12 protein-coding genes and 1 pseudogene are annotated in these 18,970 nt (G+C 45.4%); 3 read left to right on the forward strand and 10 right to left on the reverse strand.

Features of this window, described 5'->3' with window-relative positions; genetic code table 11:
• Nucleotides 1-390, forward strand: a pseudogene (locus tag R7044_RS11445) (hypothetical protein); the annotation flags it as partial.
• 4 nt (nt 391-394) lie between these two features.
• Complete coding sequence (locus R7044_RS11450; RefSeq protein ID WP_064376399.1) at nt 395-2,041, forward strand: BatD family protein; 1,647 nt, start codon at nt 395-397, stop codon at nt 2,039-2,041.
• Between the two features lie 125 nt (nt 2,042-2,166).
• Here R7044_RS11450 and R7044_RS11455 read toward each other — a convergent pair whose 3' ends face one another.
• The 5 genes from R7044_RS11455 to R7044_RS11475 form a co-directional block, all read right to left on the reverse strand.
• Nucleotides 2,167-4,293 carry a GGDEF domain-containing protein gene (locus R7044_RS11455; RefSeq protein ID WP_054574929.1) on the reverse strand — a complete coding sequence of 709 codons (2,127 nt, stop codon included), beginning with the start codon at nt 4,291-4,293 and terminating at the stop codon, nt 2,167-2,169.
• A 328-nt stretch (nt 4,294-4,621) separates the two neighbouring features.
• Entirely contained in the window at nt 4,622-5,371 is a 750-nt protein-coding gene (gene pstB, locus R7044_RS11460) for a phosphate ABC transporter ATP-binding protein PstB (RefSeq protein ID WP_225455587.1), read from the reverse strand.
• A 60-nt stretch (nt 5,372-5,431) separates the two neighbouring features.
• Entirely contained in the window at nt 5,432-6,295 is an 864-nt protein-coding gene (gene pstA, locus R7044_RS11465; protein WP_005383923.1) for a phosphate ABC transporter permease PstA, read from the reverse strand.
• Nucleotides 6,296-6,317: 22 nt separating this feature from the next.
• The gene (gene pstC, locus R7044_RS11470; RefSeq protein ID WP_005375154.1) at nt 6,318-7,250 is read right to left on the reverse strand and encodes a phosphate ABC transporter permease subunit PstC; all 933 of its coding nucleotides are present in this window, start codon (nt 7,248-7,250) and stop codon (nt 6,318-6,320) included.
• A 100-nt stretch (nt 7,251-7,350) separates the two neighbouring features.
• A complete protein-coding gene (locus R7044_RS11475) occupies nt 7,351-8,172 on the reverse strand; it encodes a phosphate ABC transporter substrate-binding protein (protein WP_005375153.1) in 822 nt (273 codons plus the stop codon).
• 331 nt (nt 8,173-8,503) lie between these two features.
• Here R7044_RS11475 and R7044_RS11480 point away from each other — a divergent pair, with 331 nt between their 5' ends.
• On the forward strand, nt 8,504-10,147 hold the full coding sequence (locus R7044_RS11480) for a methyl-accepting chemotaxis protein (protein ID WP_005375152.1): 1,644 nt from the start codon (nt 8,504-8,506) through the stop codon (nt 10,145-10,147).
• A 101-nt stretch (nt 10,148-10,248) separates the two neighbouring features.
• Here the strand turns inward: R7044_RS11480 and R7044_RS11485 are convergent, their stop codons facing one another.
• The 5 genes from R7044_RS11485 to R7044_RS11505 are packed head-to-tail and all read right to left on the reverse strand — an operon-like array spanning nt 10,249 to nt 18,683.
• Nucleotides 10,249-10,821: a DUF1566 domain-containing protein gene (locus R7044_RS11485; RefSeq protein ID WP_017820503.1), complete on the reverse strand. Its 573-nt coding sequence runs from the start codon at nt 10,819-10,821 to the stop codon at nt 10,249-10,251.
• A 1-nt stretch (nt 10,822) separates the two neighbouring features.
• Nucleotides 10,823-12,256 carry a DUF1566 domain-containing protein gene (locus tag R7044_RS11490; RefSeq protein ID WP_017820504.1) on the reverse strand — a complete coding sequence of 478 codons (1,434 nt, stop codon included), beginning with the start codon at nt 12,254-12,256 and terminating at the stop codon, nt 10,823-10,825.
• A gap of 25 nt (nt 12,257-12,281) precedes the next feature.
• Nucleotides 12,282-14,534 (reverse strand): proprotein convertase P-domain-containing protein, encoded by a 2,253-nt coding sequence (locus R7044_RS11495; protein ID WP_017820505.1) that lies wholly within the window; start codon nt 14,532-14,534, stop codon nt 12,282-12,284.
• Nucleotides 14,535-14,543: 9 nt separating this feature from the next.
• Entirely contained in the window at nt 14,544-16,685 is a 2,142-nt protein-coding gene (locus R7044_RS11500) for a TonB-dependent hemoglobin/transferrin/lactoferrin family receptor (protein ID WP_225455588.1), read from the reverse strand.
• Nucleotides 16,686-18,683: a prolyl oligopeptidase family serine peptidase gene (locus R7044_RS11505; protein WP_033906726.1), complete on the reverse strand. Its 1,998-nt coding sequence runs from the start codon at nt 18,681-18,683 to the stop codon at nt 16,686-16,688. It lies immediately after the preceding gene.
• Nucleotides 18,684-18,970 lie beyond the last annotated feature (287 nt).

Below are 18,970 nucleotides of genomic sequence, written 5' to 3' on the forward strand. Positions count from 1 at the left end.
CAACAGCAACAGCAACAGCAACAGCAACAGCAACAGCAACAGCAACAGCAACAGCAACAGCAACAGCAACAGCAACAGCAACAAAAGTCTCAAAACGAAGGGAAAGAAGCGCAAGGACAACAATCACAAAATCAGCAAGATTCTGAAAATAAAAAAGAAAAACAAGAAACGGAACAACATCAACCGCGACGAGATGACAAGCAAGCGAAGGATCAAGGTGAACCAATACAGGCTAAAGCGCATCCCGAAAAAATGCATCAGGATGATCCTGAGTTCCGTCGACTAGAAGCAGTAGAAAGTGCTCGCGACCCAAGCTTTTTGATCCGTGCGCAAATGCAACTTCAAGCGCAACAAAAACAACCTCCACAACAATCTCAAAAGGAGTGGTAAGCCTGTGATGAACAAAGGCGTAAAACTGGTCTTTATTTTTGTGGCCAGCCTAATATCCAGTTTCTCGGTGATGGCACAGACACTTCAAGCTAGTGTGAATAAAACACAAGTAGCCAAGAATGAAGTGATTAACCTCAGAATCATTTCAGATACTGAGCTCAGCTCAGACTCAATCGACTTCAGTGTTCTAGAGAAAGACTTCTTCTTGGGTCAACCTCGTTATGGCCGCTCTAGCAATAACATTAACGGAAGAAAATCAGTGCGTACCGAGTGGAGTATCTCAATTGCACCAATGAAAGAAGGTGTTCTGACTATTCCAAGTTTTTCCGCTGATGGTATGAGAACGGAGCCGATCAAACTGCGTGTCAACGCGAGCCAAACAGACCCCAATCTTGATGATCTATTTAGCTTCAATATTACGGTCGACAACAGTACGCTCTACCCTCAGCAATCTGCAACATTACGTATACAACTTCTAGTTAAAGCGGACACTCGACGCCTAGATAACCCGCAAATAGTACCTCCGCAGATTAAAGGCATGAAGCTTGAGGCACTGGGTGGCTTACAACAAAGACAGAAGATCTTAAATGGGTTAGAAGTAGCGGTCATAGAGCAGTCGTTTCGCTTAACGGCCAATCAACCAGGCACTTATACCTTGATAGGTCCTAAACTGACTGGTTCTTATATTTATGGCGACAGCTTGACGGGCTCAACCAAAATAATGCCTATCAACACCAAAGCGGAACGCATGCCAATCACGGTCAAACCGATTCCGAGCGAATTTAAAGGTGAATGGCTTCCTGCTTCAGCGTTAGAAATGACACAGAGCTGGCAAGACGATCAAGGTAATCTACTGTCGACTAACGCGATCAACACAGTAAAACAAGGCTCTTCACTCACTCGAACCATTCAAGTTAAGGCTCGCGGTACACAAGCCGAATATCTGCCACGAGTCAATATTAGTTACCCGAGTTCACTGCGCGTGTATCCCGAACAACCTAAGTTCGATAGCGCGAGAGATGGCACCGTTACCATGACGGTGAAGCAAGTCATTATTCCTACAGAGGCCGGGAAATATACCTTACCAGGATACGACGTGAACTGGTGGGACAGTCAAAATGATGAAGCGAAGAAAACAACGTTACCAGAGCTAACATTAGACGTAGAGAAAAATGACACTGGGCTAATCACGTTGCCGGAATCGCCTCTTTCAGCGCCTTTAGTGCCAGCCCCTAGTCCTGAATCAAGCGGCGGTGTAAACAGTCTCTGGCGAACGTTAACCTTTGTTTTCTTAGGGCTTTGGATAATGACATTGGGAATCGCAATTTGGGCATGGAAAAAGCGGTCAATAACAGCGAGTGGAACGGTTTCAAATACTGAACAACCACTTTGCATCGACGCGCTAAAAAAAGTCATCGAAGAGGGCGATGCTGCGAAAATTGAACGCTCTGTAAATGAGTATTTAACCACTCATCAAGACAGGTTAAACCCTGGTGACGTACAAGCAATTAAGCAAGAGCTTAATGCCATGAATCAAGCGCGTTTTAGTGCTAACCAACAACCTTGGAGCCCTGATTCGCTGTTAGCGAAAATTCAAAACCTTGGCAAAGCAAACGTAACGAAAACCGACCACCAACTCGAAAAGCTATAAATAACTAGATAACAATGGCAGCTCTCATGAGCTGCCAATTCTCTTATCCGGCCAAATTTTGCTTTAGCGGTTTTATCTAGAGCACCAACCGCCGCTTCTTCCCTATCAAGTTGCTCTTATGAACATCACTTACTCAACAAAACTTGGGGCTCGTATTCGTATCGCCTTACACAATTTCGCCCATGATTCTTCGCTTGATAGAGTGCCTTATCCGACAACTGATATAAATGGTCGAAATTAAAGTCTTTGCCTTTCGCTTTATAACAGGAGTAACCGACTGAAACGGTAAGTAACTCCCCTTCTGGGTTATGTCGATGCTTTATCCCCTCGCCCTCGATGCACTGACGAATGCACTCTGCTCTCAGTCGGACCTCCTCTTGCTCAGAACCAATCATGAGCAATGCAAACTCCTCACCTCCGATACGGCAAAAAACTTCATCTTCACCTTTGGTATGATGATCCAAGATATAGCCAATTCGCATCAATGCGATATCGCCTTCGAGATGACCATAGTGATTATTGAATAAGCCAAAATGGTCAATATCAATCAGGATCAGGCCAAACGACATGTCGTCTTCACACTCTAGGGCACAATATTTTTGCATCACATGTTCTAACATGCGGCGATTACCAAGACGCGTCAAAGGATCGAGCTTAGAAAGTACCTCAAGCTGTCGATTGGCTTCCTCCAACTCTTTTGTTCGGTTCTGAACCTCCAGCTCTAAGTTTTCGTTTAATTCGCGAATCGCCTCTTGAGCTTGAGTACGTTGCAATACTTCAGCTAAGCTGGACGCGAACATACGAATCACTTCACGTAACTGAGAAGTTAACGGCGCACGTGTCAGCAAATTATCAACAGCGATAAAGGCGATAGGACCACTGCTATTTGAAGTCAATACCGTCATCGCAGCCCAACCAAAGCCAACAATATTACAGTCATGATAAATAGGCACTGATTCTTCAAATGCGACTTCGTTTGGCATTGAGCGAGCCAAATTTATAAGAGAGAAATCTTGGGTTTCGCCAAAGAAGTAAGATTCATCCACCACGTTACCTTGAATATCGGTACCCCACGTTCCTTGCATGTAAGAGCAATTTTCATCAGTTAAAAACACCGCCATTCGATCAATACCAAGATTTTTAATGGCGAAAGTGACGGCCGATTTGCATACTCCACTGACAGTAGTGCAACGTGATAACTCAACCATGCTTGAATGCAACATGCGTACGTTTTGTTCTTGGCGCTTACGAATGTAAATTTGAGAGAAGAGTGAACCAAACGAGTCCAACATCTGTTTTTGATATGCCGTTATCGGCTTACGATGAATAAAGTTATCTAGCGCGAACCACCCAAACGGTTCATTGCCATCGCGTAAAATCAACATCGCATTCCAGCCCTGCCCGATGACCTTGCCTGCTGTGTATATTGGCGCGTCTTCTACAATCACTAAGTTGCTCTCAAGGCTAGATAACGCGGTGATATACTCCTCGCTAAGTTGATGTAAATCGTATTGTGTGTGAAATTCATCAATCGTAATTCCTGACTCATCCGTGCCGTATGTACCACTGAAGCTGCGCTTTTTCATATCGAGAAGCATCAGTGTAGAGCGATCAAACCCAAGTCGTTCACGTAACGCTTCGACGGCTTTGTAGTACAAGTCCTTTAAAGAATCAGGATTAGAGATTTCGAGTGCAACTTGCTGAACTAACTTCATATTTTCGATAAAGCGCTCGCGTTGGCTAATCTCATCAACATATTGCGCTTCACGAATATCTCTGTGCCTGATCTCTTTCGAGGCATTTTTTTCGGCACGAATACATTGCCAACGCGCCGCTGCAAGCTGCATTGCGTCGTAACTTTCTTCATAGATATTATGTGCCGTGCGAGCATGAACAGATTGAATCAGTAGGTAGGTACGTTTGATAGGCGTGTTGTCGAGCATCATGATGTAACTATCACCACCTAAATCTCGGGTGTGATTCCAGTTACAAGTGTTGATCGCCAGAGGTATGATGCTTTCAGAGGTATCAAACTGACTTGCCCACTCCCAGAATGTCTCAGGATAGTTTTGGGTTGGGTAAAGCTCTCCGCGAGAGAAGCTCATCGAATGACGAGGGTTAATTGAAGGATCTTCAAAAATAGCGAGGGCTTGAGGGGAGAACAGACTCTCTAAATGATCAAAGATTGCCTCCGCTAGCAACCGATGGTCCCTCGTTGAAGACACTTTTCTTGTAAAACTTCTTAAACTCACCCTACCAACCTAATCTACTTTTTTATCCTCGATAAAAAACTACTTAGGCCATGATATGCAATCAATACGTTCAAATTTGAGCTGTTAAGTCATTCGCAAAATTATCAGACTTAGTGTTACATTCGAGAGCTCTTCAGCACTTTTAAAGCCATGTTTCACATAAGTTACATACTTTATAAACTGGGGAGGAAAGTTGTACTTATTTACAAGATTTTTTGTGTTGGTAGGCGTTATAAGCCCACGACTTAAAAAGAAAAAGGCCCCTCATCAAGAGGGGCAAAGTTACCATCGCTTATAGTTATTTAGTTATGCTTGTAAATACGGTGGATTAACCGAAATCACCATTTACGTAGCCTTGAGTACGGTCGTCTTGAGGGTTGCTAAAGATCACTTGCGTATCGTTGTGCTCGACCAGTTCTCCCATTAGGAAAAACGCAGTGCGGTCAGAGATACGACGCGCCTGTTGCATTGAGTGAGTCACGATAACGATGGTGTAGTTCTTCTTTAGCTCTTCCATCAACTCTTCGATTTTGTGTGTCGCAATTGGGTCAAGTGCCGACGTTGGTTCATCCATCAGAATCACATCAGGCTCCATCGCGATTGTACGTGCAATACATAAACGTTGCTGCTGACCACCAGAAAGACCGAATGCGTGTGATTTAAGGCGATCTTTCACCTCATCCCAAAGTGCAGCACCGCGCAGCGAACGCTCTACCACTTCATCAATTGTCTTTTTGTCTTTGATACCTTGAGCACGTAAGCCGTAAGCCACGTTCTCGTAAATGCTCATCGGGAATGGGTTTGGCTTTTGGAATACCATGCCGACTTTGATGCGAAGGTCAGCAACATCAATGTTGCCGTAAATATCTTCGCCGTCCATCACCAATTTACCTGTAATTTTCACGCCTTCGATTAGATCATTCATTCGGTTCAAACAGCGTAGAAGCGTTGATTTTCCGCAACCTGACGGGCCGATAAGTGCAGTTACTTGGCGAACTGGAATTGGTAAGTTGATCGATTTCAGTGCTTGGTTGTCACCGTAGAATAGGTCTAGGTTTTCAATATCAAATTTGTTCATTGTCTTAATCTCTTAATTCTTGAATTCGTGTCTTTTAACGTGCGTTCTTAATTAGTGTTGTTAGTAAGTTGCGGTGTTAAAACGTCTAGCAATCAGTTTCGTTACCATGTTGATCAAGAGAACAACTACGATAAGCACTGTTGCCGTACCGTAAGCCTGATTCCATTCTTCAACGGTAAACAGTTCGGTAGTCAGTTTGTATAGGTGAACGGTTAGCGTACGACCTGAATCCAATAAAGAATCCGGAATACGTGCAACCATACCTGCTGTCAGGAATACTGGAGCAGACTCACCAATGACACGACCAATACTTAGAATGACCGAGGTTAAGATACCTGGCATTGCGCTTGGAAGAATCAAACGCCAGATAGTGTAAATCTTAGAAGCACCGAGGCCATAAGAGCCTTCACGGTACGTTTGTGGTACTGCCATCAACGCTTCTTCCGTTGTACGGATGATAACTGGCAGGATTAGGATACTTAGCGTCAATGCACCCGACAGAATCGAGAAGCCAAGGCCAAGAATCGCCACGAAGAAAGTCATACCAAACAGGCCGAAAATGATCGACGGGATACCCGCCAATGACTCGGTACAGAATCGGATGATTTTCACCAAACGACTGCCCACTTTCGCGTATTCGGTCAAGTAGATTGCCGTCATGATACCGAGTGGCGCTGCCACTGCGATAGAAGCGATAACCATGTAAATGGTCGCCACAATCATTGGGAAGATACCGTGCTCTTCACCTGTGCGCGTATAGTTATCAGTAATGAAGTTCCAATCTACGTGTTGTAGACCGTTTGATAGGATGTACCAGATAATCCAGAACAAAAAACCTACCGTTAGTGCTGCCGAGATCCAGACAAATGCGTTAAAGACATTATCTTTGAACTGGCGTGCTTTTTTTAGTTTTGCGCGATCCATAATAGTCACCTTTAACGAGCGATTACTTCGCTTTTTCTCGGTTTAGGTACAGTAGTACAGCGTTCAACGACATGATGAAGACCAGAAGTACTACACCTGTAGCGTAAAGTGCGTTCGCGTGAACACCACTTGCGTAAGACATTTCAATAGCGATGTTTGCAGTTAGTGTACGAGCCGAATCAAGGATGCCTTCTGGCATTGCCGGCGCGTTACCCATAACCATGATAATCGCCATGGTCTCACCCAATGCACGACCGATACCCAGTATCACACCTGTCATGATGCCTGAGCGAGCCGCTGGAACGAGCAACTTAAAGATGGTGTAGATTTTCGATGCGCCCAGTGCCAAAGAACCTTCTTTATAAGTACGAGGGACAGCGCGGATAGACGTTTCAGAAACCGTAATTACTGTTGGTAGAATCATCACACCAAGAACAATAATACCGGCCAAGATAGTGTTACCTGCAGGTACATCAAATACTTTCTGAATCAATGGAACGATAATAACCAGACCGAAGAAACCGTAGACCACTGAAGGAATACCGGCTAGCAGCTCAACCGCTGGACGGATGATGTCTGCTAATCGCTTTGGTGCGATTTCAGCGATAAAAATGGCGGTCAGAACACCAATTGGAACCCCAACAATGACAGCACCAGCCGTCGATACGATAGATGCCACAATCATGGTTGCGACACCGTAAAGCGCAGGTGGTAACCAGTTTTGTCCTAAGACAATGCCCGATACGCCTGCTTCTTGGAATGCCGGAATACTCTCTCGAACGATGAAGTATGCAATAACGGCTAATGAAACAATGCCGATTACGGCACTCGTTAGGAACAAGCCGTGGAAGATGCGCTCTTTCCAGTCTACACGACGCTTCTCGCGTAGGCCTGACTTGCTGATAGCTCTAGCGTCAGTATTCATAAGCTTTTCACTATTTGTTGCGATGGTCATTTAAAAATCTCACGGTTCTGGGCAATGCCGTTGAACACAATGGATAGAAAAGGCTCAGCCCGAAACGTTGGGCTGAGCAAACTTTAGAGTCCCGATGGGATTAGTTAACTGAGATGTAACCTTTTTGGTCAACTAGCGCTTGCGCTTCGTCAGTTAGCATCCAGTCTAGGAATTTTTGCGTTTCTGTTGATGGCTTGCCTTCTTTGTAAAGAACAAGGAATGGACGCGCTACTTTGTAAGAACCGTTTTTAACGTTAGCTACCGTTGCATCAACGCCGTCGATTGCTAGCGCATTAACAGTGTTGTCTACAGTACCAAGAGAAATGTAGCCGATTGCGTATGGGTTAGATGCAACCATTGTTTTCAGTGCGCCGTTACCGTTTGCAACTTGAGCACGTTGAGAGATAGCTGATACCTTCTTACCAGAAATCTTCATTTTTAGAGACATGATGTCTTCAAATGCGCCACGAGTACCAGAAGCTGTGTCACGAGTAATGGCTACGATTGGCTTGTCTGCACCACCGACTTCTTTCCAGTTTGATACTTCGCCTTTGTAGATTGCAGTCACTTGCTCGGCTGTTAGACCTGGCAGTTTGTTTTGTGGGTTAACAACCACTGCGATACCATCACGAGCAACCACTTCTTCGATTAGTGTTGATTCTTTTTCAGAGTCTTTTAGATTACGAGAAGACATACCAAGGTCTGCTGAACCATTTTTCGCTGCTTTTACACCAGCTGAAGAACCAGGACCTTGAACTTCGATAAATACGTTAGGGTTCTTCTTCATGTACGTTTCAGAGAAAACTTCCATCAGTGGAGTTACGCTGCTAGAACCCACTGCAGAGATAGTTTCTTTAGCAGAAACAGGAGTCACTGCCATTGCGCCTAGAAGTGCGATTGCACCGATTACTGTCTTTTTCATCACAATTTCCTTAAGTGGCTTTATTGCCGTTGTGTTTCACTTGAACGGTGCTCACTTTAGAATTTGAATATGACAGTTGTGTTTCACTTAGTTGAACCCTCTATGACACGTTGTCATTTCTAACTATTAATTCCGCGACTTATCCCTCTCTCAATTTGAACGTAACGTTTTTATAACGTTGCCTCATGTTCAAGATGATAACCCCATCGATTTTGGTACATTTCATAACAATTAGATATGAGTAACTCATTGATTTGGCAAATGTAACAATTAAAATCGAAATGCTTATTTATAAAAAAGATAATAATCAAACCGATAGAGGGTCAATCTCATGCGTCAATTTCTTAGTACGCTTTCTATTAAACTTCAGGTTTTTCTGCCTGTTCTATTCACAGTTATATTACTCATCATTGGACTGAGTGTCGGAATCGGTAAACTCGATCAAGCATTCAATAAGGTTTCGGCTTCCACCCATAAGCTAATCATTCACAAAGAGGAACTTAGCGGCATCGTAGACAACACTTACGCCATGCGCATCAAAGCCATTTATAGTCTATTTAGAGCCGAAGATGTTCAGTCTCTCAACCAAGAGCTTTCTGAGCGACAAAACAAAAACCGCGATTTTCTTAACTCCATCGACAATCTCCCTGGCGTTCAAAATGAAGTCAATGCTATGCGTAAAGCCATGAATCACTATGTTGATTTCACTCGCGTTACCATGACACCTCTGCTCACCACTAAACACTCTTCTGATTACACCACCTCTGATTTCAATCAAAAGTACGAATCTGCAATGGCTGAGTATCGATTAGCTGGCGAAGCGATGATCAACGCCATCGACAAACTATCTAAACAATTGAATCAAATCGTCACCGATGAAGTCGAAACGAATGGCGAACAACATTCAACCACGCTAACTTACAGCGCCGTCTCGCTTGCGGTGATCTTGAGTGCCGCTTCACTTATTAGTTGGGTACTCGCCAGCTACATCGTTGCGCCGATTCGTAACCTTCAAGTAACGATGCAGGAAGTCGCGAAGGGAAACCTACTAGTTAAGGCCGAAGCCATCGGGAAAAACGAAGTGTCTCAGTTGGCTCGGGATGTAAACCAGACCATAGAAAAACTGCGTGAAACTGTAAGCGCATTGGTTCGCATTAGTGAAGATGTGGCATCAGCATCAACCGAGTTAGCAACTGTTATGACTCAAAGCAGCGTCAACTCGGATCAAGAAAAGCAAGAAGTTGAGCAAGTAGCCTCGGCGATCAATCAGCTAGAGTCGACCGCAGCTGAAGTATCGACCAATGCACAAGAAGCCGATAGTGCATCAAATCAAGCACGTACGTTAACCTCACAAAGTATAAGCATGTTTGGGGAAAGTACTCGCGCAAGTGAAAAGATGGCGGAACAACTTAACGAAGCCGCTGCCGTCGTGACTTCGCTAAAAGATCAATCAGAACACATTGGTCGCGTGATCGAAGTGATTGAAGGTATTTCTGAGCAAACGAATCTACTTGCACTGAATGCAGCGATTGAAGCTGCACGGGCGGGCGAAAGTGGCAGAGGCTTTGCGGTAGTGGCCGATGAAGTACGTATGCTGGCAGCGCGAACTCAGGAGTCCACCAAAGAGATCCAAACCATTATAGAAGAGCTACAGCAACAATCTGGTCACGCAAATGAAAGTATGCATTCCAGCTTAGCCATGTTGTCAGACAACCAAGCTCTTACACAAGAAGTTAGCCAATCACTTGCTAATATCAGTAATGCTATCGCCGATCTGAACTCAATCAACACTCAAGTTGCGACCGCATCAGAAGAGCAGAAACAGGTTACGGCTGATATCAACAACAACTTAACGAACATCTATGAACTAGTGAGCCAGAACGTCACTGGCATTACGCAATCCGCCGCGGCAGCGCAAGAGTTGTCTGGTTTAGCAGAAAATCAAAAACATCAACTTAAGCAGTTCCAAGTTTAAATACTCTGCTCAACACGATAAGTTCCAAAGGTTAGAAAAGAAAAAGCTCCGCACTGGCGGAGCTTATTAACATCTGGATTCGTGAAAATCCAACGGGGTGATTACTCCTCGTCAGTAACCAGCAGAACAGAGGAAATGTTCGTTGACTCTAGTGGGTTCCAGTTGTAAACCTCACCATTAAATGAATCAAACACCATAACGTTTGAGCCATCACCGTTTGGTGTGTTACTCCAGATGTAACCAGCATAGTCACCCACCTCTAGCGTGTAGCCACTTGCGAATGCAGTGCCGTTCATAGCAGGGCTATGGCAAGCACGTTCTGTCAACGCGACTAACTCCTTAATGTTTGGTATGCGCCAATTCTTTTTGCCAGCGAAGTCATATAAAGCATGATTACCTGATTCATTGCGGATTTGCTCAGCGGTTGATAGCGCTAACTGCCATGACATCTTAGTCGCAGCGCCATCACAAGCTTCGTTTGCCGTATTCCACGTTGAACCAACAGGGCAACGCATCCATGTTAGACCTGTTTTCAGGTCAGTTACGGTACCGCTCTCAGAATATGTATAACGCGTGTTAGGTGCCGTTTTAGCAAAGTCAGTAGAACACTCTTGTGCAGCCATTACAGTTTGAGAAGCCAAAGCAAGAGATAGTACAGTTATTAATTTCTTCATCTTATTGGCCCTTTACTGCTATTAGACGGATTGGGAATTGGAATGACGTGCCTGTGTCACGCTCTACTTTGTCAGAATAAATTTCAACAAAGCTTACGTGGCCACGGTCAGCGCCCCTCGCTGCAATCACTGCAAATTGAAGTGCACCTTCGTAGTTAGCAGGAGAGTAATTATTAAATGTGAAATCACTTAGCCAAATAGCACCTGAATTAGCATCTGGGCTGCCTTTACCCTGTTGAGGGAAGTAAGCTGTCGTCATACCATAGACATTGCCGTCGGCATCTTTCTCTGTCTCACCTAAGTCTAGAACATCGTAGAACTCTTGGTATGTTGGTAGGCGCCAGTCACTAATGCCACATAGTGATTGCTTGTTTATATGTTCAACATATTGGCTTGTTGAACAGATGCCATCAGCAGCATCCACACAACCAACGACTTCAAGATCTTCGTAATACGGCTTAAATGTTTCAGACTCAAACGCAAATAGGCGATCTTTAAATTGAACCGAGCTCGCATCCGCACTCTTATTTTCCCAAACAAGACCAGTACGTTCGTCCATAGTACAAGCCCACTCAGTCGCATCTGCAGCTAAAGCTGCACCTTGTGAATCTAGCTTAACGAACTTAAAGCCAGCGCCTGTCGACGTTTGCTTGTCTTCTTTGTCGAAGCCGTATTCTGCATCTTGACCAGGGTAAGACGCTTGAACCTCAGCAACGTCTGCTGCTCCTTCAGCAAAATAAAGAACGGCGCCCGTATCGTTACTACCAACCGTTTGTTCAGCAACCGCTACAATTTCTTCAGCAAATGCACTTACTTCCGCTTCAGACAGAAGATCAGAGGCCAACGATTTACCTTGAAAGCTAAGATTTTGAGCAAGCAGCGCTACGCCTTTGATCATTTGCTTTGGTTGCATCGCAGCTAATAGCACAACCGTGTTTTGCTCTAGCTTGTCTAGCTCGCTAGCTTCTGCGTTAGACATCACCGTACCAGAAAGAGAAACGCCGGCATCGGCGAGTTGCGCTTTCACAATCTCTTCAGCTTGAGCAACGGTTTTACCGTCAATTACAAGACCCGCGAGCAACGTTGTTACACCATTGACCGTGTTACCCGTTGCTAAATTTTGACCCGGAGCCGCAAGACGCAACGTTTGGTTTGAACCTTGATCAACTTGAGCAAGAATGGTGCTGGTTAGTACGTTTTTGTCGCTTGAAGTCAGGCTAAATTTACCGGCATTATCCGTTTTAGCACTCGGTTCAGTGGAATCACAGACGTAGTTTTGGTTTAAATCGATACATACTGGCGTATCAAGAAGTGTACCTGCAGAAACGATGGTGCCAGCTACATCATAGGTCGGTGCCGACGTGTCACCACCAGAACCTCCGCCACAGCCAGCTAGGGCTAGTGACATAGCAACGAAAGAATATTGAAACTTCATAGATTTTATCTTCTTTTGATTTTAATTAACGAGAGCGAATCACTCTCACCATTGAAAGCAGGAAAAGTCCTAACAAGGTCCAAGGCGAACCACTGCCACCTGAACCACCGCCACTGCTTTCTTTAGTGGTATCAGCACTACACTGATACTGAGCAAAGTGACTCACACCCCACTCTTTCAACACCCCAGAGTTCCCTGACACGCGGTCAGACACTTCGAGACGCCAAGTACCCCAACTCGGTTGACCGACAAGTGCTTGTAACTCCTCGTCATACTGAGCGGTGAAGTAACCTTTAAATCCTTTGGTATTGCTTGATTGATGGCTAAGTAGCACGACCGATTTGCCTTGTGGAGACACTAGCGTCACTTGCAGATCTTGCAGTGAGTCATGTTCGATGTTCAGGTAAACCGCAAACGAATCATCAATCGTGCGTGACTTGTCCGATAGCGTCTGAGAGAACAGTCTGTCGCCCTGTTCCGGCAAAGCGGAGTTCACTGGTTGAGGCTGGATATCGAGCTCTGGCGTACCATTAACCAGCATCACCTTTTCACTCCACTGGTGAGTCTTTAGGCCTTCAGAAAATTGATAATCCAATGAAATAGAGGAATCGAATTGCGTGCCACATGTTAGACCGCTTGGTAACGCCACCTTCATTGAGGTCGAGTCAGAAAGCGTTTCATCAAAGTCGAAAACAGATGCGTTGTTTAGCTGCCATTGCCCTTTGATGCTCGCTTCACGGCCAGTTTGGCTCAGGCTCAAACCAACGTCTTGACCTTGTGCGATGTATCGAGCGTCATAGCGAACACGAAGAGGCGCTTTAAGTAAGTTGTGTCTGTTGAAGCTGTCCGTCAGGAGTTGGGCGTAGTTTTTATTTGGGAACAAGGTGTTTGCGGCAAACACGGTCGATTCCGCCAGATCATGCATTTTCACGCCACGACCAATGCCGTACATACCTTCAAGTACAATGGCGTCAAACTCGCGGAACACGTTATCGGTATCATCACCGTATCGTTCAACCGATGCTTTAAGCGCTTGAAACAGCGGCGTTGACCATAGCTCGTCACCTAGTTCACCGCCCACACTGACGTGCGCTGGATACTCTGAGCTCTCGAAGTAACGTGCTCTTTGGTTCCATAAGCTACGAGTTGTTTTGCGTGTTCCGAACACACCGTCCCAGTTGAACACCGTATCTAACTCGAATTCTTGACCACGACGCGAAGCATCCAAATATTGAATGCGGTAGCTCGCGCTGCCCGCCCAGTAATCAGCAAAACCCTCTGCGATAGCACCAGTGTGACCGTACGCCCAATCCGGTACGATTTGGTAATGAATGCCATGCCCAAGCTCGTGTATCACGACATCAGCATCGACTGCATCCGGAGAAACACCACCGACACCCAGCATGAGTGCTTTCGGACCGTAATAGTAAGTAGAGTTATCTTTTGATAAACCGCGAGCGTCAAAACGAAGCGGTTCGTCAAACAAGTCGTAAGTCAGGCTTGTCAGATATTGGATCGAGCTATCAAGATGATAAAAAGCCATCAACTGTGGGAACGCATTGTCACCAAACTCGGTGCTTTGCATCTCATCAACACTGTCAAATGCTTGAACCCCTTCTGCGCTGAGGAAGTCCAACGTATCGAGTACAGGCGCTTCACCAGGTGCTGGGGCTGCAAATAAACCCGTCGCATCCACTTGCTTTAATCTTGGGTTAGAGAGGTAGAACTTACCGCCGGACTTTAAAACCTCAATCGACTTGGTGACGTACTCGATCGGCTGAGGGTAATCAGACAGTGCTGACCACGTCGATTCTGGTGCCGCTTGCTGTTGCATGGTGCGAAGATCTGGGTTGAATAAAGCAACCTCAACATTAACCAGACTTCCAGAGCTCAAAGCAGGTGGCTCTTGTGCTTGCAGTTGGCGAGGTGATTCCAATTCCATTGCAACCGTTGGTTTACCGTTGCGAATGATCGTATCTTCAAGGCTCTTAAACACTCGCACAACGTGATGATTTTTATCAGTTGTTACTACTAAGGTGCGCTGTGCTTGATATTCACCGTTTACCCAAACATCAAAATTGTAATGCTCACCAAGCTGAGACTGGGTTTTGTAACGGAACTTAAACTCACCCGCTTCTGAGTAGTGGCTGTCTAGATAAGTTTTCGCTTGCGCTTCATTGGTCACCACAGAATCCGTTGAGGGATAATCCCACTCTGCAGCCAGCGCCGCAGGGGTACATGCAATAAGCAGTGAAAACGCCAATGGTTTTAGCTTCATGATTTCGTCCTAGAATTCGTATTTTGCAGTCAGCGTGAAGTAGCGCCCTGGCTCAGTTGAGTAACGCTTACTTTCCTCAGCGATACCCGCTACGTCTTGGTATCGGATGTATTCTTTGTCGAACAGGTTGATGATGTTTGCGCTAACACGAAGGTCTTTGGAAACGTGGTAAGTTGCGCCAATATCAAACGTATTCCACGCACTTGTCTGCGCGCAATCTGTCGCTAGGCCAAGCGTGGTCTGGCATTTAGGAACGCGATCCATTGCCGCGGCCCAGTTCCAAGTCACGTAAGCATTGAAGTCTTGGTTGGCGTATTTCAGTTGAGCGTTACCTTCGAATGGCGTAATGCTTCGAACGTATTCACCTTCCGCGTCTTTGCCATCTACGTAACCAAACTTGGTGCTGATGTTCCATCGCTTAGTGATCGCGTAACCCGCAGAAAGCTCTGCACCATACGTCTCGACACCATCGAGGTTTTGGTATTGTTTAATGTAATTACCATTGCTTGAGTCAAAGCCCGTGGTCACAACGTCGATGAAGTTTTCAAACTTGTTGTAGAACAAAGACGCATAGACATACGCACGACCGTTATCGAACTTGTTACCGATTTCAAATGAGTCGGAAGTTTCAGCCTCTAGATCCATGTTTGGTGCAATGACAAACGGCGTGAGCGGCACAAAGTCGTGGCTTACGAAGCCATACGCTTTATCGTATTCCGGAGCACGGTAACCATGGTTATAAGATACATAAGCAATGTTGTTGGCAAATACTTCACGAGAAACCGACAGACTTGGAGATACCTCTGAGCTATCCATATCTTTTAATGGGAAGCCGCCCACTTCACCCGCACCGTCTGGCGTGAGACGGTGCGCATCAAAGCGTAGGCCACCTGTGATGGTCCATTTATCCAGTTCCACCATGTCTCGAACATACAAGCCAATGTTATAAGCACGAGCAGGAGCGAAAGGTTGTTTGGTCGAAGGCGTTACCCCGTTCCAATCAATCTTGGAATCGCTATCTGTGCGCTCGTAATAGTCTGTAGAAAGCTCAACACCGTAAGCCAATTGGTGCTCAGCATTTGCTGCATAAATCGTATTGGTGAAATCGCCACGGAAGCCAATTGTTTCGTCAATGAAGGTTTTGTGTTCCAGCTCGCGACGCTTGGTGATCAAACCATTGTGATCCACTTGGCGCATTAAACGGTTGGTGTCTTCCACCACTTCGGTGTGACGCCAGTAAACTTTGGTATCCAACTCTTCGAACCAAGTTGGATTAATCGGAGTCACCTCTGCACCAATATAAGCGCTGTACTCTTCTGTGGTTTCATCCTCAGCAAAGTCTTCAATATGCCAAATTCCATCAGGTTGAATGGACGGTGAACCCTCCAAACGCTCTTGGTTCTGGGTGTAGAGTTCCGCTTTGGCTTTCAACATCACCTCTTCATTGAAAAAGTGGTTGATCGTATAAGCACCGCTGTAACCATCGAGGTCGCGGTTATACAAATCTTCATCAAAGTTACGTGTCTCTTGTCCTTGCCAGTATGAAACGTTAAACAAACTCTCTGTATCACCGGAACGAAAAGCTAGATTACTCGTGCCTTTGTACTTGTTGCTGATATCGGTGTAAGTACCGGAAACATCGGTGTAGAAGTCTTTGTCTTTTAAGAAATCACCCGGCTGACTGGATTCTAAAATCACCACACCGCCGATCGCGCCAGAGCCATGCACCGAAGAACTTGCCCCTTTAATGATTTGCAGCGATTCAAAATTGGATAAATCAAAAGTATCTCTCCCAACTGCATCATTAATGTCATTCGCACCGAAGCCATCCGCAGAACGAATGCCATCACGAACGATCATAATGCGGTTCCCCGTCATACCACGGATGGTAATGTTTTGCGGACGTCCTGCACCGCCCGTCACACTTACACCAGGTTCGTTACGCAGCACGTCATATAGCTCGGTCTCGCCTCTTTCTTCGATTTGCTCGTTTGTGATAACCGCGACACTACCTGCCACTTTTGACAATGGCTGATCGATTTTATTGGCGGTTACCACCACCTCTTCCATTGAGAAAACCTTAGATTCGGCGTGCACTTGACTGGCAGCAAGTACCAAAAGTACTGCCGCTGACACTGGGGTAAGCTTCATTTACTGCTCCGCTTTAGATGTTTTAATGAGTGATAGTAGAAATGCGTATTCTTTTGCTTGTTGTTCTTGCGCTTGTCGCGGGTCCATTTGGTGGCCCGAATTAAAATTAGTTTGCAACAAGTACGGCCCGTTGCGCTCACTTAACGCTGAAACTTTAGCGAGATACTTTGCGCCTTCCCAATATGGCACGCGCTGATCGATTAAACCGACTTGAACCAACATGGGTGGGTAAGCGTTTTTATGGATATTGAGAATCGGATCGTACGCCTTCATTAACGCCAATTGTTCAGGTTTGGTTGGGTTACCCCATTCGCCATACTGCTGTGTGGTAAGCGGAAGTGAGGTATCCGACATACTTGCAACCACATCAACAAAAGGCACTTTAAGTACGACACCTGAAAACAATTTAGGATCTTGATTAACCGCTCCGGCCACCAACGTACCACCAGCACTAGAACCGATGGCGAAAACCTCTCTATTGCCACGTTCGAATGTTTGCAGCGCCTTCGCGGCCGCGACAAAATCACCAATAGAATTGGCTTTTCGCACACCACGGCCTTGCTCGTGCCATTCATCGCCAAAGTACCCACCGCCACGGACATGGGCGATAGCGTAAATCACACCTTGGTCGAGTAAACTGATAACCTGAGGCATAAAGTACGGTTTCATCGTAAAACCATACGCGCCGTAACCGTAAATCAACACAGGAGATTGTGGGTGCAATTTGTCTTTGCGATACGCCAAAGAGACCGGGACAGAAACGCCGTCGTGCTTAATAAAAATACGTTGGGTTACATAACGCTGACTATCAAAGTCTTGGTAAGCATCTTGAGAGTACAAGGATTTATTCAGCGTTTTTACATCGAACTCTTCCCACTGAGGAGGCGTAGTCATCGACATGCTTCGGATACGAATTTTGTTTGATTCAAAATCGCCCAACGTGCTTAGCCAAGCGACATTACCATCGTGTTCCAATGGCAGTATCACTTTTTCCTGACCTTGGTAAGAATACACCGTCAAAGTCGACACATTGTTTGGCTTGCTAAGTGCCACAACTCCTGCATCATAAAGGTAGAACTGTTCAAGCGGCTCACGAGGATTGGTGAAGCGTTGCCATGTTGCGCCAAGCGGTGCGAGTTCGGCTTGGTAAAGGGCGAACTTTCCTTCAAAGTTGCTTTTCAGATAAATGTAACCTTTCGCCACATCCGCGTAATATTCCACACCCACTTCAGGCTTTCGCAATGAATCTGAGACAGTGCCCGTTTCTAGATCGACAAGCTTCTGCTCTGTTGTTGACTCGTTGTTGCTTTGCAGCACAGCATAACGGCTATCTGCCGCACGATAGAAAGAAAGTAACCAATCTGACTTGGGTTCATTCCATAGGACTGTTTTTGCCAAAGATTCAGTGGAGATACGTAAGATCTGATGAGGTCGCTGAGTGCGCTTTTCTTTTGCAACGAGGAATGCCACTTTCCCGTTAGGTGACAACAATACGCCACTATCGACGTGCGTCGCCAGTTCCGTAGATTGGCCGGAGAGTAAATCAACAACCACAGCACGATATTGTTCGCTACCGTCGATATCTTCCGTGAAAAGGAGCGTGTCACCATTCACTTGCCATTGACCAAGTTGGTAGTACTGATGCGCAGATTGTCGTTCATCGAAATCGAACACCACGTTTTCTGGTGCATGTTGACTCGCACGGGATAATAGTAAGTAACGACCATCGCGACGCGTTAGCGTCCACTCTCTTCCACTCATGATCGACCATGGCTTATCACCTTTGTCTGCCACCATGGTATCCCACTGCGTGAGTAGGTTTTTTGTCAACGTCTGATAACTTTTTTGGTGCTGTTCAGTTTTGTGGTTTTGTTCTGTTAGGTAGGTAAGAACTCGCTCATCTTTACGAGCATCATCTCGAAGCCAGTTGAAATCATCAGCAGCAAAGCCAGAACTAGAGGTAATTATGAGCCCTAAAAAAACATGAGTAAATTTCATATAGAGAGCGAATTCATTTATAGGATTAATACAATGGCGCGTATTCTGCCCTTAAATAAAAAATGAGATCAATTATCATTTTCATAATCATGTGAGATTTTTATCTAGTGTGTGAGGAAAAACGTTTGCTTTGACCGAGGTAATAAAACTTAATAACTTCCTAAATTAGCGTTCTATGCTGTTTATATACAACCAGACAAATATAAAAGCTGACAAACGAGTGAGTATGGAAAGACGCTATTTCACCTAGCGACAGACATAAAAAATCCGAGTGCGAACACTCGGAT

Source organism: Vibrio sp. 1402, from assembly GCF_033340275.1.